Annotated in this window: 26 protein-coding genes, 1 tRNA gene and 1 pseudogene; 9 read left to right on the forward strand and 19 right to left on the reverse strand. The window is 60.3% G+C overall.

All coding sequences use genetic code 11. The features are described 5' to 3' along the window. The first annotated feature begins 294 nt into the window (after window positions 1–294). Window positions 295–687: a RidA family protein gene (locus CK228_RS08490; RefSeq protein WP_095787517.1), complete on the forward strand. Its 393-nt coding sequence runs from the start codon at window positions 295–297 to the stop codon at window positions 685–687. An 89-nt stretch (window positions 688–776) separates the two neighbouring features. Here the strand turns inward: CK228_RS08490 and CK228_RS08495 are convergent. Then, window positions 777–861: transfer RNA gene (locus tag CK228_RS08495), tRNA-Leu, on the reverse strand. Between the two features lie 371 nt (window positions 862–1,232). On the opposite strand from CK228_RS08495, the gene tig reads away from it, so the two are divergent. The 5 genes from tig to CK228_RS08520 all read left to right on the forward strand — a co-directional run bounded on the left by tig (window position 1,233) and on the right by CK228_RS08520 (window position 6,180). Next, window positions 1,233–2,717 (forward strand): trigger factor, encoded by a 1,485-nt coding sequence (gene tig, locus CK228_RS08500; RefSeq protein WP_095787518.1) that lies wholly within the window; start codon window positions 1,233–1,235, stop codon window positions 2,715–2,717. A 163-nt stretch (window positions 2,718–2,880) separates the two neighbouring features. Then, the gene (locus CK228_RS08505; RefSeq protein ID WP_095787519.1) at window positions 2,881–3,405 is read left to right on the forward strand and encodes a hypothetical protein; all 525 of its coding nucleotides are present in this window, start codon (window positions 2,881–2,883) and stop codon (window positions 3,403–3,405) included. A 153-nt stretch (window positions 3,406–3,558) separates the two neighbouring features. Beyond that, window positions 3,559–3,939 carry a cytochrome c family protein gene (locus CK228_RS08510; RefSeq protein ID WP_027046909.1) on the forward strand — a complete coding sequence of 127 codons (381 nt, stop codon included), beginning with the start codon at window positions 3,559–3,561 and terminating at the stop codon, window positions 3,937–3,939. Window positions 3,940–3,975: 36 nt separating this feature from the next. Next, complete coding sequence (locus tag CK228_RS08515) at window positions 3,976–4,911, forward strand: heme o synthase (protein ID WP_095787520.1); 936 nt, start codon at window positions 3,976–3,978, stop codon at window positions 4,909–4,911. A 456-nt stretch (window positions 4,912–5,367) separates the two neighbouring features. Further along, complete coding sequence (locus CK228_RS08520; RefSeq protein WP_095772839.1) at window positions 5,368–6,180, forward strand: DUF2189 domain-containing protein; 813 nt, start codon at window positions 5,368–5,370, stop codon at window positions 6,178–6,180. Window positions 6,181–6,335: 155 nt separating this feature from the next. Here the strand turns inward: CK228_RS08520 and CK228_RS08525 are convergent, their stop codons facing one another. From CK228_RS08525 to CK228_RS08555, 7 genes are all read right to left on the reverse strand, one after another. Further along, complete coding sequence (locus CK228_RS08525) at window positions 6,336–6,809, reverse strand: aminoacyl-tRNA deacylase (protein ID WP_095772838.1); 474 nt, start codon at window positions 6,807–6,809, stop codon at window positions 6,336–6,338. 138 nt (window positions 6,810–6,947) lie between these two features. Further along, complete coding sequence (locus CK228_RS08530) at window positions 6,948–7,337, reverse strand: cytochrome C oxidase subunit IV family protein (RefSeq protein WP_095772837.1); 390 nt, start codon at window positions 7,335–7,337, stop codon at window positions 6,948–6,950. 9 nt (window positions 7,338–7,346) lie between these two features. Further along, complete coding sequence (locus CK228_RS08535; RefSeq protein ID WP_095772836.1) at window positions 7,347–8,066, reverse strand: heme-copper oxidase subunit III family protein; 720 nt, start codon at window positions 8,064–8,066, stop codon at window positions 7,347–7,349. Between the two features lie 14 nt (window positions 8,067–8,080). Beyond that, window positions 8,081–8,785, reverse strand: coding sequence for a cytochrome c oxidase subunit 3 (locus tag CK228_RS08540; protein WP_095787521.1), 705 nt, complete (start codon window positions 8,783–8,785; stop codon window positions 8,081–8,083). After that, window positions 8,782–10,551, reverse strand: a complete 1,770-nt coding sequence (ctaD, locus tag CK228_RS08545) for a cytochrome c oxidase subunit I (RefSeq protein WP_095772834.1) — start codon at window positions 10,549–10,551, stop codon at window positions 8,782–8,784. Before ctaD ends, CK228_RS08540 begins: the two co-directional genes overlap by 4 nt. A gap of 23 nt (window positions 10,552–10,574) precedes the next feature. Beyond that, window positions 10,575–11,459, reverse strand: a complete 885-nt coding sequence (gene coxB / locus CK228_RS08550; protein WP_095773090.1) for a cytochrome c oxidase subunit II — start codon at window positions 11,457–11,459, stop codon at window positions 10,575–10,577. Window positions 11,460–11,722: 263 nt separating this feature from the next. Next, entirely contained in the window at window positions 11,723–12,403 is a 681-nt protein-coding gene (locus CK228_RS08555; RefSeq protein ID WP_095787587.1) for a GntR family transcriptional regulator, read from the reverse strand. A 316-nt stretch (window positions 12,404–12,719) separates the two neighbouring features. Between CK228_RS08555 and CK228_RS08560 the strand changes: the two genes are divergently transcribed. The 3 genes from CK228_RS08560 to CK228_RS08570 are packed head-to-tail and all read left to right on the forward strand — an operon-like array spanning window position 12,720 to window position 15,443. Continuing rightward, window positions 12,720–13,526 (forward strand): SDR family oxidoreductase, encoded by an 807-nt coding sequence (locus tag CK228_RS08560; RefSeq protein ID WP_095772833.1) that lies wholly within the window; start codon window positions 12,720–12,722, stop codon window positions 13,524–13,526. A 10-nt stretch (window positions 13,527–13,536) separates the two neighbouring features. Then, on the forward strand, window positions 13,537–14,484 hold the full coding sequence (locus CK228_RS08565) for a 3-hydroxyacyl-CoA dehydrogenase (protein WP_095787522.1): 948 nt from the start codon (window positions 13,537–13,539) through the stop codon (window positions 14,482–14,484). After that, a complete protein-coding gene (locus CK228_RS08570; protein WP_095772831.1) occupies window positions 14,481–15,443 on the forward strand; it encodes a 3-keto-5-aminohexanoate cleavage protein in 963 nt (320 codons plus the stop codon). The genes CK228_RS08565 and CK228_RS08570 overlap by 4 nt, the downstream gene beginning before the upstream one ends. 90 nt (window positions 15,444–15,533) lie before the next feature. Here CK228_RS08570 and CK228_RS08575 read toward each other — a convergent pair whose 3' ends face one another. The 11 genes and pseudogenes from CK228_RS08575 to CK228_RS08625 form a co-directional block, all read right to left on the reverse strand. Continuing rightward, window positions 15,534–16,304, reverse strand: a complete 771-nt coding sequence (locus CK228_RS08575; RefSeq protein ID WP_095772830.1) for a hypothetical protein — start codon at window positions 16,302–16,304, stop codon at window positions 15,534–15,536. A gap of 351 nt (window positions 16,305–16,655) precedes the next feature. After that, a pseudogene (locus tag CK228_RS08580) lies at window positions 16,656–16,817 on the reverse strand (JAB domain-containing protein); the annotation flags it as partial. Window positions 16,818–16,932: 115 nt separating this feature from the next. Continuing rightward, window positions 16,933–17,157, reverse strand: coding sequence for a helix-turn-helix domain-containing protein (locus tag CK228_RS08585; protein ID WP_095787588.1), 225 nt, complete (start codon window positions 17,155–17,157; stop codon window positions 16,933–16,935). 529 nt (window positions 17,158–17,686) lie between these two features. Then, complete coding sequence (locus CK228_RS08590) at window positions 17,687–18,046, reverse strand: hypothetical protein (RefSeq protein WP_245437992.1); 360 nt, start codon at window positions 18,044–18,046, stop codon at window positions 17,687–17,689. A gap of 534 nt (window positions 18,047–18,580) precedes the next feature. Then, complete coding sequence (locus CK228_RS08595) at window positions 18,581–19,402, reverse strand: SDR family oxidoreductase (protein ID WP_095787525.1); 822 nt, start codon at window positions 19,400–19,402, stop codon at window positions 18,581–18,583. A 65-nt stretch (window positions 19,403–19,467) separates the two neighbouring features. Beyond that, a complete protein-coding gene (locus CK228_RS08600; protein WP_095787526.1) occupies window positions 19,468–20,208 on the reverse strand; it encodes a hypothetical protein in 741 nt (246 codons plus the stop codon). A 52-nt stretch (window positions 20,209–20,260) separates the two neighbouring features. Further along, on the reverse strand, window positions 20,261–21,106 hold the full coding sequence (locus CK228_RS08605) for an alpha/beta hydrolase (RefSeq protein ID WP_095787527.1): 846 nt from the start codon (window positions 21,104–21,106) through the stop codon (window positions 20,261–20,263). A gap of 125 nt (window positions 21,107–21,231) precedes the next feature. After that, window positions 21,232–22,629 (reverse strand): epoxide hydrolase family protein, encoded by a 1,398-nt coding sequence (locus tag CK228_RS08610; protein WP_095787528.1) that lies wholly within the window; start codon window positions 22,627–22,629, stop codon window positions 21,232–21,234. A gap of 231 nt (window positions 22,630–22,860) precedes the next feature. Next, window positions 22,861–23,481, reverse strand: a complete 621-nt coding sequence (locus CK228_RS08615) for a response regulator (protein ID WP_095787589.1) — start codon at window positions 23,479–23,481, stop codon at window positions 22,861–22,863. Window positions 23,482–23,540: 59 nt separating this feature from the next. Then, complete coding sequence (locus CK228_RS08620; protein WP_095787529.1) at window positions 23,541–23,912, reverse strand: response regulator; 372 nt, start codon at window positions 23,910–23,912, stop codon at window positions 23,541–23,543. Further along, window positions 23,912–26,866, reverse strand: coding sequence for a PAS domain-containing protein (locus CK228_RS08625; protein WP_179295846.1), 2,955 nt, complete (start codon window positions 26,864–26,866; stop codon window positions 23,912–23,914). Before CK228_RS08625 ends, CK228_RS08620 begins: the two co-directional genes overlap by 1 nt. Window positions 26,867–26,883 lie beyond the last annotated feature (17 nt).

Raw genomic sequence — 26,883 nt, forward strand, 5'->3', positions numbered from 1 at the left:
CCAAATCCGCATGCTCCGGCGACATGTGGATGCGCCACCGCGCGCCGGCCGGATCAATTGACAGTACGCTGTCGACTGACCAATCATTGCCGGACACCCCATGCGAAATGCACTGAGTTAGCCGTGTTGATGGCGTTGACCCCAATCGGCGCGCTGGCCAGCGCGTCGTCGCCCTGGGAGATTTCGCGCGGGGCCGTGCCGTTGATGTCACGCGCCCGGCGCTGTCGCCCTGTGTGCCAGCGGCGCGGTGATCATCACTATCGATTTCAGCCGAACAAAGCAGGAGATTGTCCAGTGTCGCTCGAACTCATCAACCCCGATGATCTGCCAGTTCCAGAGATGTACACACAGGTTGTCGTCGCGACGGGATCCAAGCTGGTATTCATCTCAGGTCAGCAGCCCGAAGACATAAACGGCAAGCTGGTTGGGCATGGTGATTTTGCGGCGCAAGCGCGCCTGGCATTCGGCAATCTCGGCCGGGCGCTCAGTGCGGCAGGCGCGCGGCCCGAGCAGGTTTGCAAGATTACGATCTACATTGTCGACTACAAGCGCGACGAACATGTGCCGATCATCGAAGAAGCGCAGATTTCGCTGTTTGGAGATCACAAGCCAGCCAATGTGGTGGTCGGGGTGGCGATAATGTCCCCAGGCTACCTCATAGAGGTCGATGCGATAGCGGTCATTTGACGAGGCCATCAGAAGCTAGCTTCCGAGGAGACTCTTTGCATCTAGCGAGCTTCAGGTGGCCTGCGACCCGAAGCTCGCAGAGCGAAGGGTGGTGCGGATGAAGGGACTCGAACCCCCACGCCTTTCGGCACTGGAACCTAAATCCAGGGCGTCTACCAGTTCCGCCACATCCGCATCGCCCGGCAATCCCATGTAGCCATCATTCTGTCAATGTCGGAGACGAGATGTCAGAGACGAGATGTGGGCTAGGGCCGAAATGTTGGTTATTCGCCTAAGCGCGAAGACTGTTGAAAATTAGGCTCGCCTGTGACAAAAGGCGTGTCAAATGTGACGGGACGCGACGATCCGCTTCTGCAGAATGTGATAAGAAGTAGGAAAAACAAGAACTTATTCACATTTTGGAACGCAGTTTGGGAGAGTTTGAGCCGTAATTTCGGTCAAATCGCCAGGTTCCGTACCAAAAGCCATTCCCGGCAAGAATATACCGGCAGGCTGTAAACGGCAGAGGCCGTGGCAGTCTCATTGGTGAAAACAAAGGTTTTACGATGCAGGTCACCGAAACGCTTAATTCCGGTCTCAAGCGCGAGATCAAGATCACCGTGCCGGCCGGTGACATGGAAGCCAAGCTGATGGCGAGGCTCTCGGACGCGCGCAACAAGGTTCGCATCAACGGCTTCCGGCCGGGCAAGGTGCCGGTGCAGCACCTGCGCAAGGTCTATGGCAAGTCGTTCATGGCCGAAGTGGTCAACGAGATCCTCAACGACTCCACCCGTTCGATCATTACGGGCCGCGGCGAAAAGGCCGCCATGCAGCCCGAAGTCATCATGACCGAGGACGAGAAGGAAGCCGAGAAGATCCTGGCCGGCGGGACCGACTTCGAGTTCCGCCTCAACTATGAGGTCATCCCGGCGATCGAGATCAAGGATTTCTCCGATATCAAGGTGACGCGTCAGGTGTTCGACGTACCGGAGGCCGAGATCGACGACCAGGTCAAGCGCGTTGCCGAATCGGCACGCAGCTATGAGCCGAAGACCGGCAAGGCCGCCGAAGGCGACCGCGTCAGCATCGACTATGTCGGCAAGATCGATGGTGAGGCCTTTGCCGGCGGCGCCGGCACCGACCAGCCGTTGGTGCTGGGCTCCAAGGAATTCATTCCTGGCTTCGAGGACCAGCTTATCGGCACCAAGGCCGGTGACGAAAAGCAGGTCACCGTGACCTTCCCGGAAAACTACCAGGCCGCACATCTGGCCGGCAAGGAAGCCACGTTCGACGTCACCGTCAAGGAAGTGTCGAAGCCGGGCGAGCTGGAAATCAACGACGAGACCGCCAAGAACCTTGGCTTGGAATCGCTGGAGCGCCTGCGTGAGATCGTGCGCGGCCAGATCGAGAACCAGTTCGGCTCGATGACGCGCCAGAAGGTTAAGCGCCAGCTGCTCGACCAGCTCGATGCCGCCTATTTGTTCGAAGCGCCGTCGAAGCTCATCGAGGCCGAGTTCAACAACATCTGGGCTCAGGTCACCCGCGACCTGGAGGCCGCCGGCCGCACCTTCGCCGACGAAGAGACGACCGAAGAAGAAGCCCGCGCCGAATATCAGCGTCTTGCCGAACGCCGGGTGCGTCTCGGCCTGGTGCTGGCGGAGATCGGCGAGAAGGCCGGTGTCACCGTATCGGACGAGGAATTGCAGCGTGGCCTGTTCGAGCAGGTTCGCCGCTTCCCGGCCAACCAGCAGCAGGAAGCTTTCGAGTTCTACCGCAGCAACCCCGAGGCGCTGAATGCGCTGCGCGCGCCGATGTTCGAGGAGAAGGTCGTCGACCACCTTCTCGGCCAGATCTCGGTCACCGACGTCAAGGTCAGCAAGGAAGAGCTGATGGCCGACGACGAGGACGCGGAAACCACGACCAAGGCGAAGCCCGCGAAGAAGGCCGCGGCCAAGAAGGCTGAAGCCAAGGCGAGCGAGGCCGGCGACGAGGCGGAAGAGCCGAAGAAGAAGGCCGCGCCGAAGAAAAAGGCCGCCAAGGACGCCGAATAAGTCCCGAGCTTGATGGAATCGACGAAGGCCGCCCTCGAGGCGGCCTTTTTCGTTGCGAAACTGCAACAGCCGATTCGCTTTGCGGGAAATGGCACTTGGCGATACCTGGCGTTGAGCATTATCTGCGCTGCTGTTGCAAACCGTGTGGTTCCTGGAGGGGGCGTTGAGCCTATTCTTCGAAAAGGGGCGTCCCGTCGCCCTGGCGCTCGTTCTGGCCTTCGCCTGCGATGTTGCCCAGGCCGGCGCGCTTGCCGGCGAGTGGCGCTTCGGAACGGACGATGATGGCCTTGTCACCGCTTCGCTTCATGGCACCAACAAGCTGATCACGGGTGGCGGTGCCTTGAGTTACAGCCCGGTGTTGACCATTGCCTGCCGGGCAGACGGAGAACCGCGCTGGACCGAATGGCTGCAGTTGAATGACGGGGTTTCGGCCAGCCGCAAGATCACCATGTCCGTCACTGTTGACGACGGCGGCAAGTTCGACGAGAGCTGGTCGGTCGGATCGCGCGGCCGAATGCTGGTGCGCGACGGCGCCGACGGCATCAAGCGCCTTGTTCCCGCAAGCCGGCTGTCGCTTTCATGGCGGTTCGGCTTGTTGTCAGGCCGCGGCCAGGCGGATTTCGACCTTGCGGGGCTCGAAGAGGCGGTTGAGCAGATCGCCGGAAGCTGCCGGACCGATCCGCCTTGAGCGTGGCTGGGTTCTAAACCTTCGCAATGCTTGGCTTTTTCTACCCGCCGCCTGGATTCCATGGTATGTTTGTACCGCAATTCCACTGGGGAGAGATATTCTGCCCAAGGCGCGATCGTCCGAGGCATAAATGGCGATCAGGGAGGAAATGCCATGCGCGCTATAGCGTTTTTTGCTGGGGTGTCCGTTACGATCTTCATCGCGCATCCGTCGCAGGCACAGGATGCCGCGGCTGGTGAGAAGGTCTTCACCAAATGCCAAGTCTGCCACATCGCAAACGAGGACAAGAACAAGATCGGTCCATCGCTGCACGGCGTCATCGGTCGCACGGCCGGTACTCATCCGGATTTTAAATACTCCGATGCCATGATTGCGGCCGGCAAATCCGGCGTCAAATGGGACGAGCCAACGCTGACGACCTACCTTCACGATCCCAAGGCCATGGTCAAAGGCACCAAAATGACGTTTCCCGGCCTCAAGAACGATGCGGACGTGGCCAACGTCATTGCCTATCTGAAAACCTTCTCCAAGTGACCTGGCCCCCTCGCCACCCATCGGTGGTCGTCCGAGATGTCGACTAGGGAAAGCCCCCTCAAGGATACCTCCATCCGCCTTTCGGAAGCGACGGCGGCCGATTTCTTCGCGCTTTTGAAGCCACGGGTCATGGCGCTTGCCGTATTCACCGCTTTCGTAGGCCTGATGGTGGCGCCTGGCGCGATGAATCCGGTCATCGCCGTGATCGCAATCGGTTCGATTGCGATCGGAGCAGGAGCGGCGGGGGCCCTCAACATGTGGTATGACGCAGACATCGACGCGCTGATGTCGCGCACGTCAAGACGGCCGGTTCCGTCGGGCCGCGTCGCGCCGGGCGAAGCTCTCGGCTTCGGCCTTGTGCTTTCCGCGCTTTCGGTCATGACACTCGGCGTACTGGTAGGCTGGCTTGCCGCATCGCTGCTGGCCTTCACCATCTTCTTCTACATCGTCATCTACACGATGTGGCTGAAGCGCTCGACACCGCAGAACATCGTCATCGGCGGCGCGGCTGGTGCCCTCCCTCCTGTCATTGGCTGGGCGGCCGCAACCGGCGCCGTCGGCATCGAAAGCCTCATCCTGTTTCTGATCATCTTTCTGTGGACGCCGCCGCATTTCTGGGCGCTGGCGCTGTTCAAGGTTGGCGACTACGCCGCTGCCGGCATTCCGATGATGCCGAATGTGGCCGGCCCTGCTTCGACGCGTAGGCAAATCCTTGTCTATGCCTTGCTTCTGGCGCCGGTCGGCGTGCTGCCTTGGCTCTTCGGATACACCAGCGGCTACTACGGAATCGCCTCGGCCGCATTGGGCGTCGGTTTCATCTGGCATTCATGGAAGGTTCTGGCCGCTTCCGAAACGGAGCTGAAACCTGCCAAGGCGCTGTTTGCCTATTCGATCCTCTATCTTTTCGCGAGCTTCGCCGCGCTGCTTGCCGACACCATTGCCATGCGCGCGCTGCTCTCAGCCGGGATCTGAGCGCAGATCGCCATCCGCGAACCGCTCTGGCCGGCCGGCGAGTGCCGTGCCGAAGACGGCGCAGTGCCGTCACGATGGCAGCGCACAGAATCCCAGCAACAGCAGAATGATTATGCCAAGGCCGACTATGAGAAGCGTCCTTGCGTCCATGACCTTCGCCTTCGACCCAGTGCATGGTCCTGAGGATCGGGATCGACTCTGCTGCGCCGCTCTCCGGTTCGCAAAGGATCCAAGTGGTCCAGCGCCTTTACGTGCCCCAAAAAGAGACATGCGGCGCAGCATGAGCATATCGAAGAAGGGTTTCCAGAGCCAGCCATGCGGCCCAACAACGGGCGACAAGTCCCTCACAAGAGAGTATATTGGTGGCGGTGCAGGTCGCGGTTTTGCGTGGCCAGTCACGCAAACGTCAGCACCGCTAAATCGCGACCTTTCCGGACCCGGTCTGGAGGAACGGTCATGGCAAGCTTTCATGTGATAGCAGGCGCCAGCGAGACGCTGGAACATACCAAAATTCGAAAAATCTCTGTTTCCGACCTTTTTGACGCGCTCAGGCGGGGCGTCGATGATTTCATGGTCAAACCGTCGCATATCATCTTTCTCTGCCTGATCTATCCGCTCGTGGGCGTCGTGCTCGCCGCCTGGACTTCAGGCGCCAATGCCTTACCGTTGTTGTTTCCGCTGGTTTCTGGCTTTGCGCTGGTTGGCCCATTCGCGGCGATAGGCCTCTATGAAATCAGCCGTAGACGGGAAGCCGGGCTCGACACCTCCTGGAGGCACGCTTTCGAGGTCAGGAATTCTCCGGCGCTGCCGGCCATCGCGGCGGTCGGGATCATGCTGTTTGCAATCTTCATCACGTGGCTTTTGACGGCGAAGATATTCTACGAATATCTTTTCGGCCCGGCTCCGCCGGAATCGATATCCAGCTTCATCAACGCGATATTTGCCACGGGACGCGGCTGGACGCTGATCATATTGGGGCACGCCATCGGCTTTGTCTTTGCCGTGGTGGTGTTGTGCACGACGGTCGTCGCCTTCCCATTGTTGCTCGACCGCGATGTCGGTGCCTATGAAGCGATCCACACCTCGGTGCGTGCGGTCCTGGCGAACCCGATCGTGATGGCTGTCTGGGGGCTGATCGTCGCCGTCGGCCTGATCATTGGCTCGCTGCCGGTGTTCGTCGGGCTCGCCGTCGTGTTGCCGATCCTCGGCCATGCCACCTGGCATGTCTACCGCAAGGTTGTGGAGTCGCCCGCCAGACCGACGAGTTAAGGACGTTTTGCTTCACCGCACCGGCCAGAGCATTTTACCGTTTCATGGAAACGGTAAAATGCTCTATCTCTTTGTTTTAACGCAATTCCGGACGGAAAACCGATCACACTTTTCCTGGATTGCTCAGGATGCCGGTGCGGGTTTGATCGAAGCCGTCAGTAAGCCCGGTGGCTGAAGCGGGCGCGGTATGCGCCCATCGTCAAGTTGCGGAAATCCTCGCCGCTGACATGCACCAGCGTTCTGTGGTCGCCGCCTTCGAAGTAGATGTCGGCGGCATCACCAAGGCTGTCATCGACAATCACCGGCACGTCGTAGGGGGCTCCGATCGGCGGAATGGCGCCGGTATCGCAATCAGCGAAGAGCGAAGTCACCTCGTCTTCGGAGGCCAGTCCGAGACGCTTGTCCATGACGTCTTGCAATGTGCCGAGCTCGATCCTGTGCGTGCTGGGAACCACGGCCAACGCATAGCCGAGCTCGTGGTGAACAACGACCGATTTGGCCACTATGCTGCCGGGTACATGCGCCGCGATGGCGGACTGTCTGCTGGTGGACGTGCGATGGTGGGCGACTGTGTCGTATGAAATTCCCTTCCTGTCGATAAAGTCCTTCAGTCTGGTAGCGATCGTCATCTTGGCCTCCCTTTGCCGGAGTTCGCGACGGGTGGGGAAACGAGGGCAGTCATTCTCCTTATGTCGTTTCCGATACTAAAATAGACCAGCTGCTGATGGTTCGAGGCGCGGCGGCAAGATCTGAATGCGGTTCGTGCCTCAGGGTCCGGCTCCGAAAAATGCCAGCCGGGTGAAAAGCGTGTAGTCGGCTTCGAAGACCATCATTGTCACGAACACCAGCACCAGTATCGGCGGCAGGATGATCGCATAGGCCAGCGCCAGTCGTTCCCAGGCCATGTGCATGAAGACAGCGACGATCAGCCCTGCCTTGAGGATCATGAAGATCAGGATCAGCGACCATCTGAGATAGCCGTGGAGGCCGAAATAGTCGACCAGGTAGGAACAGGTGCTGAGGATGAACAGCCACGCCCAGACCACCAGATAGAGCTTGATCGGATGTTGCTGATGCACGTCGGCACGGGCGACGGCCGCCGGCGCTGCCGCATGAAGTGCGTGTTGTCCTAGGCCGTTTGCGGTTGCTTCAGCCATGTCTGCCTCTCACCAAAGATAGAAGAATGCGAAGATGAACACCCAGACCAGATCGACGAAGTGCCAGTACAACCCCATGATCTCGACATTCTCGTAGCGGCCGGTGCGGCTGGTGAAGAAGCCGCGCCGTCCGAGGTCGTAGTCTCCGCGCCAGACTTTGCGCGCCACGATGATCAGGAAGATCACACCAATCGTCACATGCGTGCCGTGGAAACCGGTGATCATGAAGAAACACGACCCGAATTGTGCGGCACCCCAGGGATTACCCCAGGGTCGCACCCCTTCAGTGATCAGCTTTGTCCATTCGAAGGCTTGCATGCCGACAAAGGTCGCGCCGAGTGCCGCGGTCAGAAGCATGAGGATGGCCGTCTTGCGGCGGTCGTGGCGATAGCCGAAGTTGACCGCCATGGCCATTGTTCCGCTGCTGGAGATCAGCACGAAGGTCATGATGGCAATAAGGATCAGCGGGATATCCGAGCCGCCGATACGAAGCGCAAAGACCTCGCTCGGATTGGGCCACGGCACCCGTGTCGAAATGCGCGCGGTCATGTAGGAGAGCAGGAAGCAGCCGAAGATGAAGGTGTCGCTGAGCAGGAATATCCACATCATGGCCTTGCCCCAGGACACGTTCTTGAACGCACGCTGATCCGAGGACCAATCGGCGGCAATGCCTCGCCAGCCTGTAGGCCGTGGCTCCGTATGGCCGATATGTGTCAGTGTCTCTGCCATCCGCTTGATCCCCTTTAGGTCAGCAACTCCCGGCAAATGTCGATGAACGTCGCGGCCCAGCCGGCCAGCAACGCGAAGATGGCAAGCCAGACGAAGAGCAGGAAATGCCAGTACATGGCGCATAGTTCCACGCCGAGGCGAAGCCGTTCCGGCCGCGCTCCAGTCCAGGCGCTCGTGGTCGTCCTGCCCAGACCCACCAGCCCTCCCAAGACGTGCAGGCCATGCATACCGGTTATCAGGTAAAAGAAGCTGTTGGCCGGATTGGAGGCCAGGAAATAGCCGTCGGCGGTCAGTTGCCGCCATGCCATGAACTGACCGACCAGGAAGGCGAGCGCGGTGAGCCCGGCCGTGGCAAGGCCGAGCCTGACAGTGTCGATCTGACCCCTGCGCGCCGCCACCGAAGTGCATTGCAGGGCGACGCTGCTCAGGACCAGCACGCCGGTGTTGAGCCAGAGCAGTCGCGGCAGGGGCAACGGCTGCCAGTCCGACACCGCCATCCGCATGAAATAAGCACTGGTGAAGAGCGCGAACAGGCAGCCGACGACAGCAAGGAAAACGCCGAGACCTATCTTGGCTGTTGGCAGGGCCGACCGGTCGAGCTCGACAAAATCACCGGCCAGACCTTGCTCGAGCCATGGCTTCGTCATCAGCCGCTGGTGCGAAAGCCACCATCCGGCAAAACCGGCAATGACGAGCAGGAAGACCAGGATGACGCTCATGCCGGCTCCCTTGAGGGTCCGAAGGAGCCCGGCATGTTCTGCGGGATGAAGTCTTCCTTGGCACCCGGTACGCTGTAATCGTAAGCCCAGCGATAGACGATCGGCAGGTCCTTGCCGAAATTGCCGTGGGCCGGCGGTGTTTGCGGCGTCTGCCATTCGAGGGTCGTGGCCCGCCACGGATTGCCGCCGGCCTCGCGGCCATGGCGGATGCTCCAGATCAGGTTGAACAGGAACACCATCTGGGCGAAGCCGACAATGAAGGCCATGACGCTGATGAAAGAGTTCAGGTGATGGGCCGACTCCGTCATGATCGTCATGTCGGTCAGTTCGGCATAGCGCCGCGGCACGCCCATCAAGCCGAGGTAGTGCATGGGGAAGAAAATCAGGTAGGCGCCGAGGAAGGTGACCCAGAAATGGAACCGGCCCAGCGTTTCGTGGAGCATCCGGCCGGTGACCTTCGGGTACCAATGGTAGATCGCGCCAAAGACCACGAGGATCGGGGCGACACCCATGACCATATGGAAATGGGCGACGACGAACATCGTGTCGGACAGCGGAACATCGACGACGACATTGCCGAGGAACAGGCCGGTCAGCCCGCCATTGACGAAGGTGACGATGAAAGCCAGGGCGAACAGCATGGGTATGGTGAGATGGATGTCGCCGCGCCACAGGGTCAGCACCCAATTATAGACCTTGATGGCGGTCGGAATGGCGATGATCAGCGTTGTGGTGGCGAAGAAGAAGCCAAAATAAGGGTGCATGCCGCTGACATACATGTGGTGCGCCCAGACCACGAAACTCAGCGCGCCAATGCCGACGATGGCCCAGACCATCATCCGGTAGCCGAAGATGTTCTTGCGTGCATGGGTGCTGATCAGGTCGGATACGATGCCGAACGCCGGCAGCGCCACGATGTAGACCTCGGGATGGCCGAAGAACCAGAACAGGTGCTGGAACAGGATCGGGCTGCCGCCATTGTGTTGCAACTGCTCGCCCATCTCGGAAATCGCCGGCATGAAGAAGCTGGTGCCGAGCACGCGGTCAAGCAGCATCATCACGCTGGCGACGAACAGCGCCGGAAAGGCAAGCAGGGCCATGACGGTCGCGGTGAAGATGCCCCAGACGGTCAGCGGCAGGCGCATCATCGTCATGCCGCGGGTGCGACCCTGCAGCACGGTCACCACATAGTTGAGGCCACCCATCGTGAAGCCGATGATGAACAGGATCAGCGAGGAGAGCATCAGGATGATGCCCCAGTCCTGGCCGCCTGGCGTCCCGCTCATGATGGCCTGCGGCGGATAGAGCGTCCAGCCGGCGCCCGTCGGTCCGCCGGGCGCAAAGAAGCTCGACACCAGGACCAGCACGGCGAGCAGGTAGATCCAGTAGCTCAGCATGTTGACATAGGGAAAGACCATGTCGCGCGCGCCGACCATCAGGGGGATCAGATAGTTGCCAAAGCCGCCGAGGAAGAGGGCGGTGAGCAGGTAGATCACCATGATCATGCCGTGCATGGTGATGAACTGGTAGTAGGCCTCCGGGGTGATGAAGTCGAACGTGCCGGGAAAGCCAAGCTGCAGTCGCATCAGCCAGGACAGCACCAGGGCGACCAGGCCGATTGCTGTTGCCGTTGCCGAATACTGGACGGCGATGACCTTGGCGTCCTGCGAGAAGACGTATTTGGTCCACCAACTGTGCGGATGGTAGAGTTCTACTTCCGCGACTTCGGCCGGCGGGATGCCATCTGCAGGGGTGATGTCGACCATAGGAACACCTCCGTGTCCTTTTTTCAGCGAGACCCTACCGTTTCGAGCCCTGCTGCAATTTCGGGACCCGCTGCCGCGGTCTGTCCCGTCGTCTCGTCTGCCGACCCCGTCTTCTGGGGGGCCGACAATTGTGCAAAAGTCTGCTGCTGGCCGAGCCAGGCGACATAATCTTCCTGGGTGTCGACCATCACGACGCCATGCATCATCGGATGTCCCTGGCCGCAAAGTTCGGCGCATAGGACCTGGAAGGTTCCGGTCCTGGTCGGGGTGAACCAGAAATAGGTCACCGAGCCCGGGATCATGTCCATCTTGGCGCGGAATTCCGGTACATAGAAATCATGCAGCACATCGATCGAGCGGAGCAGCATCTTGACCGGTTTGCCGACCGGCAGATGCAGATCGGCCGCTGCGACCACGACATCGTCCTGACCATTGGGATCGCTGGGGATGACCCCCAGCGGATTGTCGGCACCGACGTCGCGCGTGTCTGATGTACCGAGCTTGCCGTCCCTGCCGGGCAGGCGGAAACTCCATTGCCATTGCTGGCCAATGACCTCGACCTCTGTCGCGTCGCGTGGAACGGTAACAAATCGGCTCCAGACGAACAGGCCGGGAACCAGTAGCGCCGTGACCCCAACCGCGGTGACGATCGTCAGCCACGATTCGAGCCGCTTGTTCTCCGGTTCGTACGCAGCACGATTGCCTTCCCGATGACGGAAGCGGAACACGCAATAGGCCATGAAAAGCACGACGGCGGCGAAAACGACGCCGGTGATCCAGAAAGTGATGATGATGGTGTTGTCGATATAGGCCCAGTTCGAGGCAATCGGCGTCCACCACCATGGGCTCAGGAGGTGAAACAACACCGAGCCCACGACGATCAAAACGAGTACAAGCGCTACGGCCATGTCCCGTTCCTCCGGCATTCAAGGGGGAGCGAAGCCGCCCGCAAGAAATGCCAAGCGCATCATAGCTTAATTTGGGGTCGCAATTCCAGAGGCTACTATCTTGACGGGAAAAATGCGCCCTTTGCCGCGGCGAGACGGGCTATCCCTGGATCAGCAGCAGGCTGGAATGACCTTCTGACCGCCTCAACGATCGTTCGAGCAGGAATTCCGAACGGCGCTTGAGGAGGATATGAGCGGACGCTGTTTTAGCCGGATTCCCAGTGCTATTTCAGCAGGTCGACCAGGACGTCGAAGGCGGCGTCAATATCGGCGCGGACGGCCTGGCGGACGGCTTCGGCATCGCGGTTGCGCAGTGCCGCGAACATCTCCTGGTGATGCTCGTTGGCGGTCGAATAATTTCCGGAATCATGCAGCATGTTGAAATAGGGACTGATCTGCAGCCACAGATTTTCGATGATGTTGAGGATGTTTTCCGAGCCGGCCGCGCGGTAGATGGAGAAGTGAAAGGCGTAGTTGGCGCGCAGATAGGATTTGACGTCTCCCGCCGCGTTGGCCTGTTCGAGCGCTGCCAGATGCTGGCCGAGTTGCGCGATGCCCTGATCGTCGATGCGCTCTGCCGCCCAGGCGGCGGCGATCGCCTCGATCTCGAAGCGGACATTCCTGAGATCGATGAGGCGCGCGCGGCTGAGTGCGGGAATGCCGATCGAGCGCCCTGAAACGACCATCAGGGCATTGGCCGCGGTCAGTCGCCGCAATGCCTCCCTGACCGGCATAGGACTGACCCCGAAGGCGTCGGCCAGGCTTTGCACCGTCACCATCTCGCCAGGCACGATGCTGCCGTCGAGGATCAATTCGGTGACGTGGCGATAGACCCTGTCCTGCAGGGTCTCCTTGGACAGGGGCACGATCTCGACACCCGGCTTCCTGAACGCCGCTCCGGCCATTTCCATCAACCTTTCGGCGCAAAGGCCGCGCCATAACTCGTTCCCGGAATGCAGGGTTCCGGCTGCCGCGTCAAGCGTCGGCGCCCCAGTCTTGATGTAAGATATTTCATCATTGATCGTTGATCAAATGATGATACGGTCTCCGACATCGAATGACGCGGGCATGCTCGGCGGCGTGCTGCTTTTGACGGCGCTGCAGATGCTGCTGGCCGGCACCACGCTGCCTACGCCACCAGGGCAATTCTTTACGGGCTGGTCGTTCTGGGCGCCGTCATGGCGCTGCGCGAACGGCGGCTGCAATGAAAAGGACAGGACGATGAGCGCAAAGGCACCCGCATCGGCGGACGAATTTCTGGCCGGGCTGAAAGGGCAGCGCGTGCTGGTGACGGCGGGCGCCGGCGGCATCGGCTTCGCCATCGCCGACACGCTGTCGCGGCTCGGCGCACGCATCGTCGTCTGCGACATCTCCGACGAGGCGCTGGCCGCGGCTCCCGGCAAGATCGACCTGGTCGCGGCGGTCAAGGCCGATGTCTCGCGCGACGAGGACGTCGACCGGCTGTTCGAGACGGTCAAGGAGAAACTCGGCGGGCTCGACGCGCTGATCAACAACGCCGGCATTGCCGGGCCGACAGGCGGTGTCGACGAGATCGAACCGGATGACTGGCGGCGCTGCATCGATATCTGCCTGACAGGGCAGTTCCTCTGCGCAAGGCGCGCCGTACCGCTGATCAAGGCAGCCGGCGGCGGCTCGATCGTGTCCATGTCGTCGGCGGCCGGCCGCCATGGCTACGCGTTCCGCACGCCCTATTCGGCCGCCAAATTCGGCGTCATCGGTTTCACGCAAAGCCTCGCCAAGGAGCTTGGGCCGCACGGCATCAGGGTCAATGCCATCCTGCCCGGCATCATCGAGGGGCCACGCATCGAAAGCGTCATCGCGGCGCGCGCCAAACAGGTCGGCATCAGCCACGAGGAGATGACGGGCCGCTATCTGCAGAACATCTCGCTGCGCCGCATGACCAGCCCCTATGACGTGGCCTCGATGGTGGCGTTCCTGCTCTCCGATGCGGGCATCAACATTTCCGGCCAGTCGCTCGGCGTCGACGGCAACGTCGAAACACTTTGAGGACCAAGCCATGGCCAATGTCGCGATTGTCGGAAGCGGGTTCATCGGGCGGGCCTGGGCAATCAGCTTCGCCCGCGCCGGCCATGATGTGCGCATGTGGGATCAGTCGCCTGCCGCGACGGGCGGGGCGCGCCACTACATAGAGGGCGTGCTCGGCGATCTCTCCGCGAACGACCTGCTGCGCGGGCAATCCGTCGACACCGTGCTTGGCCGCATCGCCATCGTTGGCGAGCTGGCGGAGGCGCTGGCCGGCGCAACCCATGTCCAGGAAAACACGCCTGAAAACCTGGATGTGAAGCGGGAGGTGTTCTCGCTGATCGATCGGCTTGCCGGGCCGCAAACGATCATCGCCAGTTCCACCTCGGCGTTGTTGCCGTCGAAATTCACCGACCATCTGCAAGGGCGGCACCGCTGCCTAGTCGTGCATCCGATCAACCCGCCCTATCTCATTCCGGCGGCAGAGGTGGTGCCGGCGCCGTGGACTTCCGCCGAGACGCTGGAGAAGACGCGCGCCTTCCTCATCGACGCCGGCCACGCGCCGCTGGTGATGAGGCGCGAGCTCGACGGCTTCATCATGAACCGCCTGCAAGGGGCCTTGCTGGAGGAGGCTTTCCGGCTTGTCGCGGACGGCTACGCCAGTGTCGAGGATGTCGATATCGGCATTCGCGATGGCTTGGCACTGCGCTGGTCCTTCATGGGACCGTTCGAGACCATCGACCTCAACGCACCCGGCGGCGTGCGCGACTATGTCGATCGTTACCAAGGCATCTATTCCAACATCTTCCCGCAGATGCTGCGCCGCGTCGACTGGGCGGGCGATGTCATGAAAACGGTCGAGGCCGAGCGCAGCAAGCGCCTGCCGAGGGAAAGCCTGGGTGACCGGCAGGTCTGGCGGGATCGCCGGCTGATGGCGCTGGCGGCACACAAGAAGAAATCGGATCAGGAGTTCGGACAATGAAAGAAACCAGCCGCAAATCAGGCGCATCGGCGGCCAAGGGCAAGGTCATCATCACCTGCGCGGTGACGGGTGCGATCCACACGCCGACCATGTCGCCCTATCTGCCGATCACGCCGGATCAGATCGCCTCGGAAGCGATCGCGGCGGCGCAGGCCGGTGCTGCGATCCTGCATCTGCATGCGCGAGACCCGGAAACCGGCAAGCCCGACCAGACGCCGGAGGCGTTCGCCCGCTTCCTGCCGCACGTCAAGCAAGGAACCAATGCCGCCATCAACATCACCACAGGCGGCAGCCCGTACATGAAGGTCGAGGAGCGCGTGCGCCCGGCTGCCCAGTTCAAACCTGAGGTCGCCTCACTCAATATGGGCTCGATAAATTTCGGGCTCTATCACCTCGCCGACAAGTACGAGACCTTCAAGTTCGACTGGGAAAAGCCGCATCTGGAGGCGACGCGCGACCTCGTTTTCCGCAACTCGTTCAAGGACATCGAATACATTCTGGCGACTTGCTACGACAATGGCACGCGCTTCGAGTTCGAGTGCTACGACATCGCCCATCTCTACAACCTCGCCCACTTCGCCGATCGGGGGCTGGTGAAGCCGCCGTTCTTCGTGCAGTCGGTGTTCGGCCTGCTCGGCGGCATCGGCACCCATCCCGAAGACGTCGCCCATATGAAGCGCACAGCTGACCGGCTGTTCGGCGACCAGTTCCGCTGGTCGGTGCTGGGCGCCGGCGCCAGCCAGCTGCGCATCGCCGCGCAATCGGCAGCACTCGGCGGCAACATCCGCGTTGGGCTGGAGGACAGCCTGTGGGCCGGCAAGGGCAAGCTCGCCAAGTCGAACGCCGAACAGGTCTTGCTGGCGCGCAAGCTCATCGAAGGGCTTGGCATGGAGGTGGCGACGCCTGACGAGGCGCGCGAGATCCTGTCCCTGAAGGGCGGCGACAAGGTCGCCTTCTGACCCGGCCAGGACCGAGGGTGCGAGTTTTTCTCGATGGTCAAGAAATAGCAAGGCCGCCGGCGGCCTTGCTATTGCCGTTCCGGTCGACGCCTAAGGCGTCGTCTGCGCTTCGATCTTGGTAGCCATCTGGTCGATCTTGTCTGCAAGGACGCCTTCGGCCCAGGCGGTGACGTCGTCGTCGACGGGCTTGTTGGCCATGTCCGTCAGCGCTGCATCGAGCGATGCCTGGTCGGTGCCGACGGTTGCCGTGGCAGCCGCCGCCTCAGCCTGGTCCGCCGCTGCGTTGTCGGCGTCGACAACGGCCTGCTGGGCGGTGATCTGATCTTTCACAGCCTGGATCTGCGCAGCCGTGGCATTCGGATCAGCCTGCAGCGCGGTCAGTTGCGCATTCAGCTTATCCAGTTGGGCCTGCGCGGCGGCGGCCGTGGCGGCTGCCGTCTCAGCTGCGGCCTGGGCAACCTTGGCTTTCGCCGACTGTGTCACGAAGGCCTGTAGGGCAGCGAACTTCTTGCTCTTGGAATTCATATAGGCGTTGATGTTGCGCTGCAGCGAATTCAGCCGGCCGAGTTTGGCATGGATGTTTTTCTCCTTCGGCACGGCTGCGACCTTGGTGGTCGTGTCGACCGTGGTGTCGGTCGTGGCATCAGCATCCACCTTGCCAACACGTCCGGGGGCCGACGCAGACTTGCCATGCGAGGCACCGCTGTTGCCTTTGCCATTGCCGCCAGCATTGCCGTTGCCGCCACCGTGGCCGCTGCCATTGCCGCCACCGTGCCCGTTGCCGCCGGCCCCGGCGAGCGCCGGCGACGCCAGAAGCGTCAATGCGGCAAGCGCCGCGAACAGAGTTTTTCGGTTTGTCATGGTGTCTCCTCGGGGAATCGCCACCTCCGCCCAACCGCGCTAGATCAGCGTAATATGAGAATCCACTAATCGTACGGAGTAAACTTTAGACAAATGCGGTCGCAATGCGCGAGTCTGGTAATGGCTTGTGGCTTAACTTATTGATATTTCATGCAAATAGGCGCCGTGAGGTCGCTGTGCTACTGAAGTCCCATACCAGCCAGGACCATGGTCCCGTCCGTCAGACAATGTCGGTCGGAAACGCGTTGGAATACCGGAAGTCGATGACGAAAAGCCTGGCCGAATGCGTGAGGCAGGAACGCCATGGCTTTGCTCTCAGCGAAGACGGCATGGTCGCCATTGGTCGTCGCCCTAGATCAGCAGCAGGCCCTTCATGCTGGCGTATCCCTTGCGCCCGATGATGATGTGGTCGTGCACGCCGATGCCCAGCCGTTTGCCCGCTTCGATGATCTCTTTCGTCATCTCGATGTCGGCGCGCGATGGCGTCGGATCGCCTGACGGGTGGTTGTGCAACTTCCTTCGGTGAGATGCTAACTTGCTGAAAAATATGTACAACTTCATTCATACCATCGGCGCAAGGGTCGTCGCTTGGGTGCGGTGCTATGAACTCTATCGTATCCAATCACGCTCACTCACCGGCGTCCATCGCCAATCGCGTTGACGCACGGCACGCCACGGTGTTCGTACGGTCCCACGCCTCAAGTTCGTCTACTGGATACAACACCGCTTTGCCCAGCTTGACGTAGGCCGGTCCAATTCTCTTGGCGCGCCAATTTCGCAGCGTTCCAAGAGAAATACTTCCGCGATAGCGTTCCGCGACTTCGTCAGCTGTCAAAAATTTTCTGTCGTCCATCAGTTCAACCTTCGAAATTGGAAGCGTGTGAGCGTGCTCAAGCACGTTCGCCAACTGTGCACCATCTAGTTGCAGGGCCACGGAGTTGCATTTGGTTCTGAAATGGAAGCCGCAATGTGGGGGAATAGATGAGCCGGATATGACCGGATAGAAATCGGAGGCGAGTGCGCCAAGCCGCCCCTTGGTGGCCGGCGTCGTTAGGATGAGGGAAAAAACGACGCTGGCCATGCGGTCCGGAAGGTCCGCCGCAGTTTAGCGGTAGCTGATGCTGGACGTGGCGTAATGGTGCTCCATCCGTTCCCGGCCCGTTCGAGAAGGTGATCATCCAAAAGGTGTGGGCGCATCGTTCAATCTCGCCCTCCGCACCTGAGAGAGCCAATTGACGAAGTATCGAAATGCAACCTCCGCCAGATCGACCGCTACACAAGGGGACGGTGAGCGGTAGCACCCAAATCAGCAGTGTGGCTTGATCGCGATACAATGCCACAGATCAGCGCCCACGCCACGTTGTGGCGATAGAGAATAGCGATTACTCTATGTGGCCAGATCCGCGTAGCTGCGCCAGCAGGATCAATGCTGTGCCATGGTACTGGGCACTCACATGTTCGCTAAGCGGGGCCGATTCCCATGTGGCCAGAGTCTCGATCAGGGCGGATGCATCACCATTGACAGCGGTGCATTTTAGATGACCGCTTTTCTCGAGCACGACGACGGCGGCGTCCGCCTGGCCGTATCCTATCGCGGCCAATCTTTGGACGGTAATGTCGCCGTCTATACGAACATCAAACAGCACTGAACCCTTGGTTTTCTCCGCAGCGTCTCCCACCCTGTCAGAAAACGCTCGCTGGATGCCGTCGGGATTAGCAATCGACTGCTCAAACAGAACCAACTCAACGTGCCCAGCCGCCATTTGGCAACAGTGCGCTGTTTGCCGCGATTAGCATAGCGGCATTCACAGGCTTCTGGTGTTTTCACAGCACCCAAGTGGCACGCCCTTGAAACGCGACTTTAGCGCGCGACCAAGCGCTCCTCTTCAATTCCGACCGGCTCAACCGCCGAGGTATCCCGTTTCCCTGGGGTTCTTGGAAGCTTTTCGAACTTTCTGGGTCGCCCCTCAGCCGGAATTGCGGGTGCTTATGGACAGAACGGGATAGTAGATTCGGTTTTTGGGCTGGTTGTGAGGCACCGGCTTATGGCATGCTCGTTGTTCGTATAGCGCGCGTCATCACGCATCTTCCAATATGAACGGCAGCTGTGCGCTTGGCTCCTGTTCGTGTGGACCGATCTCACGTTCGCCTGCAAGCGGACAAACAGTGTCCATCGTCATCTGCTGCGCCTTTCAAATTGACTGCGGGAAACGCGACGCGAGATATCGCCTTTTTGCTCCCGGCGGCCGATTTCCGAGGACCTGGGCAACGCCGCGTCACGCCGTGTTGACGTTCAAGCCGTAACCTGTCCCGTAGCGTGCCGCCGGAACTCTTAGCGACAGGTTCGGCATCATCGTCTGCCGGGCGCGCTCGTATGCGTCCCAATCGGCGACATCGGGAAGCGATGGGATTGTGACCCATTCGCCTTGGTCGAAGCCTGCGAGTGCAGCGTCGACCATTGCCTCGGCCTTCATGACGACTTCGCCGGGAAGATGGTCAAGAGACATCCCGCCTGTTTCCCAGAAATCGGTTGCGGTGGCGCCCGGAAGTACGGTTTGAATATGGATATTCCTATCCCCGAGCTCTTTGTGAAGCGAAAGCCCAAGCGCAAGGACGAATGCTTTCGAGGCGCCGTAAACACCGTTCAGGATTTCGGGGGTGATGGCCACGACGGATGCGAGGTTGATGATCGCGCCGCCGCCTCTGCTCACGAGAGCTGGCGCAACGGCGTAGGTCAAACGCATCAGTGCGACGACGTTTAGGGCGATGATGTCGTCCATCTTGTCCACATCGGACGCAAGCAACGTGTCCATAGCGCCGATGCCTGCATTGTTGACCAGCATCGTGACTCTGTTGTCGGTGCTGAGCAGGGTTTCAATACGGCCGAGGTCCCTTCGGTCATTGAGATCCGCAACGACGACTTCCACGATCCTGCCGGTCTCACCGCGGAGGCGATTTGCCAGCTCTTCGAGACGTTCACGGCTGCGAGCGACAAGGATCAAATCATAGCCTCGGCGCGCCAGCCGATCGGCGTAAATCGCGCCAATGCCCGAGGAGGCGCCAGTAACGAGCGCTGTACCGTTCGCAGAAGTTGTCATGGTCGTTTCCTGTTGGTTATCGCGCCGGCGACAGCGCCTGTTTCAGATCCTCGCCACGCAGCACGTCACACCCGGTCGATCGTCACATCCGTAACGTCGATCGTGATCGGTACGAACTCCTGGTTTGCTACGCCCGCGGCGTCACGCAGAAGCACCCGCCTTCGCATAGGAAAAACAAACCCATCGAATTCCCTTGGGTCATAGGTGTAGTGGGCTACAGGCGGACTGCCGGTAACATCAGGCGAATAGTCCATCCGTCGAAGCATGAATTTGTGGTCGTAGTAGAAGACCTGATCGGCGTTGTGGTTGGCGATGCTCTCCGGGAATTTAACCGCAAGCCGGCGCCAGGTGTTTCGCTCATTTTCGACCCACGGCGCGATTTCGTTAACCTCGACGCCGGGATAGGTGAAGGCGAAAGGCCCGGTGAAATAGTTCCACACGGCGGCGCTGGTAAAATAAGCGACCTGGATCGCATCCCACGGCGTGCTGGCGTCGATGAAGCTCGTCGGAAAAGACTTGCGAGGGTCGATACGCTGCTCGACCAGCTCACCCGCGAGCGTGGTAATGACAACGCGCTCGGGATTGACCTCCAGCTGCGACATGCGGTCGGGTCCCGTGAAAGGCGCGAACGTAATGTGCTCACGATGGGGATTGATGACGACCGTCTGGTTCGCGTAGACGTCAGGCCACCCCCTTGCTTCCCAGAACGGGCCGCCCAGCGACATCCGGGCCGTGATCTTGGCGATCTTGGCCCAGTTCTCTAGTCCACCATGCGCATCGAGTACCGCAGTCAATAGCTTGTCCATGGGATGTTCCTTTGCGATGATTTTTCTTTGAGGTCACCCGCAGCACGGCGGGCTAGTTCGTCGGGGCACTTGCCGCCTGTTCGATCAGCCGGGCGACCTCTTTCGGATGGGACACGAAAGGCACGTGGCTGGATTTGATCTCGGCCGTGGTCGCGCCCATGCGTTTTGCATAGAACCGCTCAAGGTCGGGATTGATCGCCCGGTCTTGTTGCGCGACGAGGTACCATGACGGGATGGTCTTCCAGGCCGCCGCCGTCACGGACGAAGCGAACGCGCTGCCGATGATCGGCTTCTGCGCCGCTGCCATCACGCTTGCTTCCTCAGCCGGAACGTCCTTAGCGAACAGCTCCCGAAATTGTGCCGGGTCGATGGTAATGAACCCCGCTGCGTCAGGTCTGAGCGCGGGGCCGAGCGCCGATGGGAACTCCTTCGTGTGCGCGCCGATCGCCTCGCCGGCTTCCGGTGCGAAGGCGGCGATATAGACGAGCGCCTTCACGTTGTCGTTGCCGGCAGCGGCCCCGGTGATCACTGCGCCGCCATAGGAGTGGCCGACGGCGACCACCGGGCCTTTCTGAGCCTCGATCACCCGCCTGGTCGTCTCGATGTCATCGGCAAGCGAGGTCAGCGCGTTCTGCACGGCGATAACGGTGTAGCCGTCGTGTTGCAGAATCGGAATAATGTGTTGCCAACCGGTGCCGTCGGCAAACGCGCCATGGACGAGCACGATCGTCGGTTTCGCCGCAGCGAATGCGACGGGGCTGATAGTTGCGACAACCGGCCGCTTGGTCGGCACTGGCGCCGGCTGTGCCATGGCGACGGAGCCGGAGAGACTGGTGGCATTCAGGAAGGCGAAAAATATCCCGACGGTGAGAGTTTTGGTCACGGCAATGTCCTCCATGGGACGGCGCAGCCTCAGCGGGCCGAGTCGACGTGGTTGCGACGATTGGTTCTGGATTTTTGCTTCGCCCCCGACAGCTAGGCCCGGAGCAGTGAGCGGCGCACACACCGTGCGCGCCGGCTGTTTCACGTCAGTTGGCGCAGGGACCTGAACGCCGCACGCATTTCGGCAGAGAACAGTTCCGGCTCTTCCCACTGGGCGAAGTGGCCGCCTTTGTCGACGACGTTGAAGTAGATGAGCTTGTGGTAGCTTCGCTCGGTCCAGCTGCGCGGCGCACGATAAATCTCGCCGGGGAAAATCGTCACAGCCGCGGGGATCGAGATATCGACGGCGTTGAAATTGTTCGCGTTGTTTTCCCAATAGAGCTGTGCCGACGAGATCGCGCTGTTGGTGAGCCAGTAAAGCGTGATGTCGTCGAGCATTTCATCCTTGGTAAGCGAGCGTTCGGGCTCGCCGCCGCTGTATGTCCATTGGGCGAACTTATCGTACATCCAGGCGGCCAGTCCGGCGGGAGAATCCGACAGCCCGTAGCCCACAGTTTGCGGGCGGGTGGTCATCATGCTGCCGTAGGCGCCGTTCTTCGCAAAAAAGGTGTTGAGCTGGTCGTAGGCCGCCTTTTCGTCAAGGGACAGTCCGTCAGGGGCCGGATCCCCGGCGCGCATGAACTTGGCGACTTCGGGAGGAACGGTTGCCGGCATGTTGACGTGGATGCCAAGCAGGCCCGCCGGCGCCTGATGAGCCATCTTGTCACAGACGACCGAACCCCAATCCCCGCCTGCGGCGACGTAGCGTTCGTATCCCAGTCGCCGCATCAGGACGTCCCAGGCCACACCGATGCGGTCGGCATTCCAGCCAGGCTCCGTCGGCTGGTCCGAGAACCCGTAGCCCGGCATTGAAGGCAGAACAACATCGAACGCATCCTCGGCGGTGCCGCCGTGAGCAGTCGGGTCGGTTAGCGGGCCGATGACCTTGAGAAGTTCCAGGATCGAGCCCGGCCAGCCGTGCGTGATGACCAGCGGCAGCGCATTCGGATGCTTGGACTTGACGTGGATGAACTGGATGCGCAGGCCGTCGATCTCGGTGAGGAACATCGGCAAGGCGTTCAGTGTCTTCTCTACCTTGCGCCAGTCGTAGTCGGTACCCCAGTAGCGCACGAGCTTCCGCAGATTGGCCAGCTGCACGCCTTGCGATTCATCCTTCACGGTCTCCTTGGCCGGCCACCTAGTGGCCAGCACACGCCGGCGAAGATCGACGAGTGCCTCTTCGGGGACGTTGACCTGAAATGGATAGACGGCACCTTCTTGGGCGGCTGCTGCCGGCCGTGCTGGAAGCAGACTGAAAGTGCCCGCCGTACCCAGCGTTGCAATGGACGCCGCCGCGGAGAGGGAGAGAAAACCACGCCGAGACGGCGACGACAATGCAATGGCAGTGCCCGTCTTCGGCAATGAGAGGTTTACGTCACTATCCCGGCCTTCACGTGCGCCGCCATCGACGATACCCTGTACACCATCGTGTTGGGTCATGTTCTTCTCCTTTTGAAGTTGCCCATTGTGGATCCGCGAAGACCGGAAAGATTGATGCGGTCAATGCCTGGGCAATAACGTCAGAAGGGTCGTTTCAAATATATTGGACGAACGTGTCGACGATACTTTCGCATCAACGGGGGCGGAACTGTGATTTTGAGACGGTGCTGCCTCAGCTGGAGAACCTCGCCATTGAGGATGGCGTGCATGCGGACCGGAGCGCCGACTGCCTCACTGCAGCGGGGGACGGAGCTTGGCGTTCATGCTCACCAGTTCGGCGAGCGAGCGAGCTTTCATTTTCTGCATCATACGGCCTCTATGGGCCTTTACGGTGATCTCGCTGATGCCGAGCTCGAAACCCACCTGTTTGTTCATCAGGCCGGAAATCACCAATGTCATGACCTCCCATTCCCGACGGCTGAGCGTGGCTTGATCGTCTCTCAGCGCCTGCAATTCGGCTTCCCGGACAATCGTTTCCCGGCTGCGCTCAATCGCCTTGCCGATGGCGTCTAACAGCACGTCGTCGCTGACAGGCTTCGTCAGAAACTCGGCGGCCCCGGCTTTCATCGCCCGAACTGTTGTCGGTACATCGCCGTAGCCCGTTATGAAAATGATCGGCATCTCAGCCCGCTCAGCCGTGACTTGCTTTTGTAAATCCAGACCATTGAGGTCGGGCAGGCTAACGTCGAGTATCAGGCAGTTCGGGACAGATACGCGCGGTCTCGCCAGGAATTCCTCGGCCGACGCAAATGTCTCGGCCTGTGAGCCCGTGAGATTGATAAGTGCCTCCAATGATTCCCGGACCGAGATATCGTCATCGACAATGAACACGATTGGTGTGGTATGCGACATGGATGGCTCCATTCCCTCGTAAACAGCAAATTCTGAAAAGCAATGCTTGCCGCGGGGTGTCAGTTCACGCGAAGCGCTATGGTAAGTGCGTCGAGTAGCGCAGTCTGGCTGAATGGTTTTGAAAGGCAATCCACCGCGCCGTCTTCAAGCGCGCGCGCGCGAATTGCCTCATTTTCATGTGCGGTCATGAACACGATAGGAATATTCCGCCGGCGGTGTTTCAGTTCCTGCTGGAGACCAGGGCCCGTCATTCCTGGCATAACCACGTCGAGAACCAGACAGTCGGTTCGGTCTACCCAATCAGAGGCGAGGAAGTCTTCTGCTGACGAGAATGCCTGAACTGCAAAGCCGAACTCTCTAAGCAAGTCGGGCAACGACTCGCGAACGGACTCGTCATCATCGACGACCGACACGAGTGACTTAATTACCATCAATCATTCCTCATGGCTTGCAGAATTTCTGCATTGGCAGAGATGTAGCCCAAGCGATCACCGTCGCTCAAATGCTCGGACTTTCGGGGGATGGAAAATGAAAACGTCGCGCCTGGTCCCTCATTCGGTGCGGCCCAGAGACGGCCTTGGTGACTTTCGATAATGTGGCGGCTGACGGACAGGCCGATTCCCATGCCGCTGGTCTTCGTGGTGTAAAAGGCGTCGAAGAGCCTTTCGGCCACATGAGGCTCAAAACCCACGCCTGTATCCTGTACGGTGAGGCGAACGTGCTCGCCGTCGTCACGATCCGTCCGGATGAGCAATTGCCTTGGACGGTCATTGACGCCCTTCATCGCATCCGATGCATTCAGCAGAAGGTTCAGAACGACTTGCTGAAGCTGGACACGATCTCCCGTCACTGGCGGAATGTCATCTCGAAGCTCCGCGCGGAGGGTGACGCGGTTTCTTTGAAGGTCGCTCGATGACAGCGCGATGATCTCCCGAGTCGCTTCGTTCAGGTCGACGGAGTCCGTCAGCGCGTTGTTCTTGGCAAAGAGTGCACGCAATCGAACGATGACATCCGATGCACGTTTGCCATCGCGAAGTGTGCGCCGCGCCGTTTCGCGCGCCCCGTCCACGTTGGGCGGATCCGCGGCAAGCATTCTCAGACACGTGCTTGCGTTGGTAATTATGCCTGAAAGGGGCTGATTGACCTCGTGCGCGATCGATGCGGTCAGAGCCCCGAGTGTCGTGGCCCTGGCAACGTGTGCCAGTTCCGACCGAACTTTGCCGAGTGCTTCTTCTGAACGGCGCCGCTCGGTGACATCTTGGACCGCACCGATGTACTCCAGCCGCCCATCGTGATCGCGGGTGCCATGAGCGACCACATCCAGGTATTTGACCGAGCGGTCGGGCATCAACAGTCGGCACTCATACTCGAAGTCGCTGCCGTCGCTACGAGCCCGATCGATCGTCTCACTGAGCAGTTCGAGGTCATCCGGGTGGATGCGGGAACCGAGGAGTTCAATCGTCACAGGCACTCGGTGTTCAAACTCGAATATCCGATGAGCCTGCTCCGACCAGGTGATGTCGCTTGTCCCGACACGCCAGGAGAAACTCCCGGTTGAGCTGAGCTGCTGGGCTTTGGACAGGAAAGCTTCGCTGCGCTTCAGCGCGCTTTCGCTGCGGGCTCGTTCGACCGCGATGCTGGCGATCTGCGACAGCTGGGCGATGAGTTCGCGTTGGAAGGCTGTGGGCAGTCCTGGCTCGTATTGATAGAAGGCCAAGGCACCCAGGGCCTTTTGGTCGTGTGACAGGATCGGCGATGACCAGCACGCCTTGATACCATGGGATAGGGCTAGCGTGCGCCATCCGTGTTTGTCCCATTGCAGATCGGCTGCAATATCCGAAACAATCACCTGCTTCTTCTCGAAAGCCGCCAAACCGCAAGGTCCTGATGCTCTATGCGCCGGCCTGCCATGCATGGTCTCGTTGTAGCCGGATGGAAGGGCAGGGCCGGCGCCGTGCTGCCATGTCGTTTCGTCCGCGCTGTAAAACAGGATGCCGCAATGACAGCCGCTGGCCATCTCTTCGACAAGACGGCACAAGGCGTCGAGGACCAGGGGAAGCGTGTGGCCCCAAGCCACCATCTCGAGCAACCGCTTTTCGTGAGCGAGCAGCGTTTCGGCCCGCTGCCGGTCGTCTTCACTGTGCGTTCGTGCAACGGCGATGCTGGCGACATGCGTCAGCTTTTGCATAAGCGACTGGTGGAAGGTGGTGGGCAGACCCCCGTCCGGCCGATAGATTGCGAAGGTTCCGAGTGCCTCACCCGTTGCTGCGATAATTGGCGTCGACCAACAGGACTTCAAACCATGCGCCAGGGCGAGTGTCTGCCAGCCTGTTTGGTCCCATCTTGCGTCAGTCGCAACATCCGAAACGATAACTTGGATCTTCTGGCAGACCGCCATCCCACACGGACCAGCTTCGGGACTGACAGTCTTGCCCTCAAGGGCCTTGCTGTAGGTGGCCGGCAGTCCAGGGCCGATCGAGCGTTCGACCTTCAGACCCGCGCGGTCGAGGAGCAGAACGCCGCTGACGCAACCGTTCGCCATCTTGTCGAGCAAGACGCACAACTCATCCAGGACACCGGGAAGCGGGCTTCCGGACGCGACCATCTCGAGCAAAGATTTCTCACCCGACAGCAGTGCCTCGGCACGTTTGCGGTCGTCAATGTCGGTTTGAAGGAGATACCAAAGAACAATTTTCCCATTCACGTCGCGCAAGGGGAAGCCTTGCGTGTGAAACCAGCGGTATTCGCCGTCCGCGCGGCATAGGCGGGCTTCATAATCATAAGGCTCGCCCGTCCGGACGCATTCCATCCATTTCACGAGGATGGCCGGCCGGTCATCAGGATGGAAGGCTTTGCCGAGTGGCCGGTCCTTCCTCTTCATGTCTTCAAGGGTAACGCCGATATAGTCGAGCATGTACTGGTTGGCGTGCTCGAATTGGCCATCCGCCGACATGAGCGTAACGATCGCCGGCAAGCCATCGACGATAACGCGAAAACGGTTCTCTTCGACGCGAAAGGCTTCCTCTACGCACTTCCGATCTTCGATATCGGTGTTTATTCCACACCACTTGACGGTTTCACCATTGGCATTGACCAATGGGCAGGTGCGGACATTGAACCAACGGAACACGCCGTCGACGCGCCGCAACCGGGCTTCGAGTTCTCCTGGCGAGCCAGAAGCTACGATGGCATCCCAGCCTTCCACGAAACGGGGCGCGTCGTCCGGGTGTAGGACTGCCTGCCAGCCTTGGCTGCTGGCTTGCTCGAGCGAAAGACCGGTGTAGTCACACCAGCGTCGATTGACGAAGTCAGTGTGGCCATCCGGGAGCGTGGCCCAAACCAGACCGGGGAGAGCATCGACCACGTGGCTGAGTTCGCTCTCCATGCCAGTCCTTTCGCGGC

Source organism: Mesorhizobium sp. WSM4312, assembly GCF_002294875.1.
Taxonomy (GTDB): domain Bacteria; phylum Pseudomonadota; class Alphaproteobacteria; order Rhizobiales; family Rhizobiaceae; genus Mesorhizobium.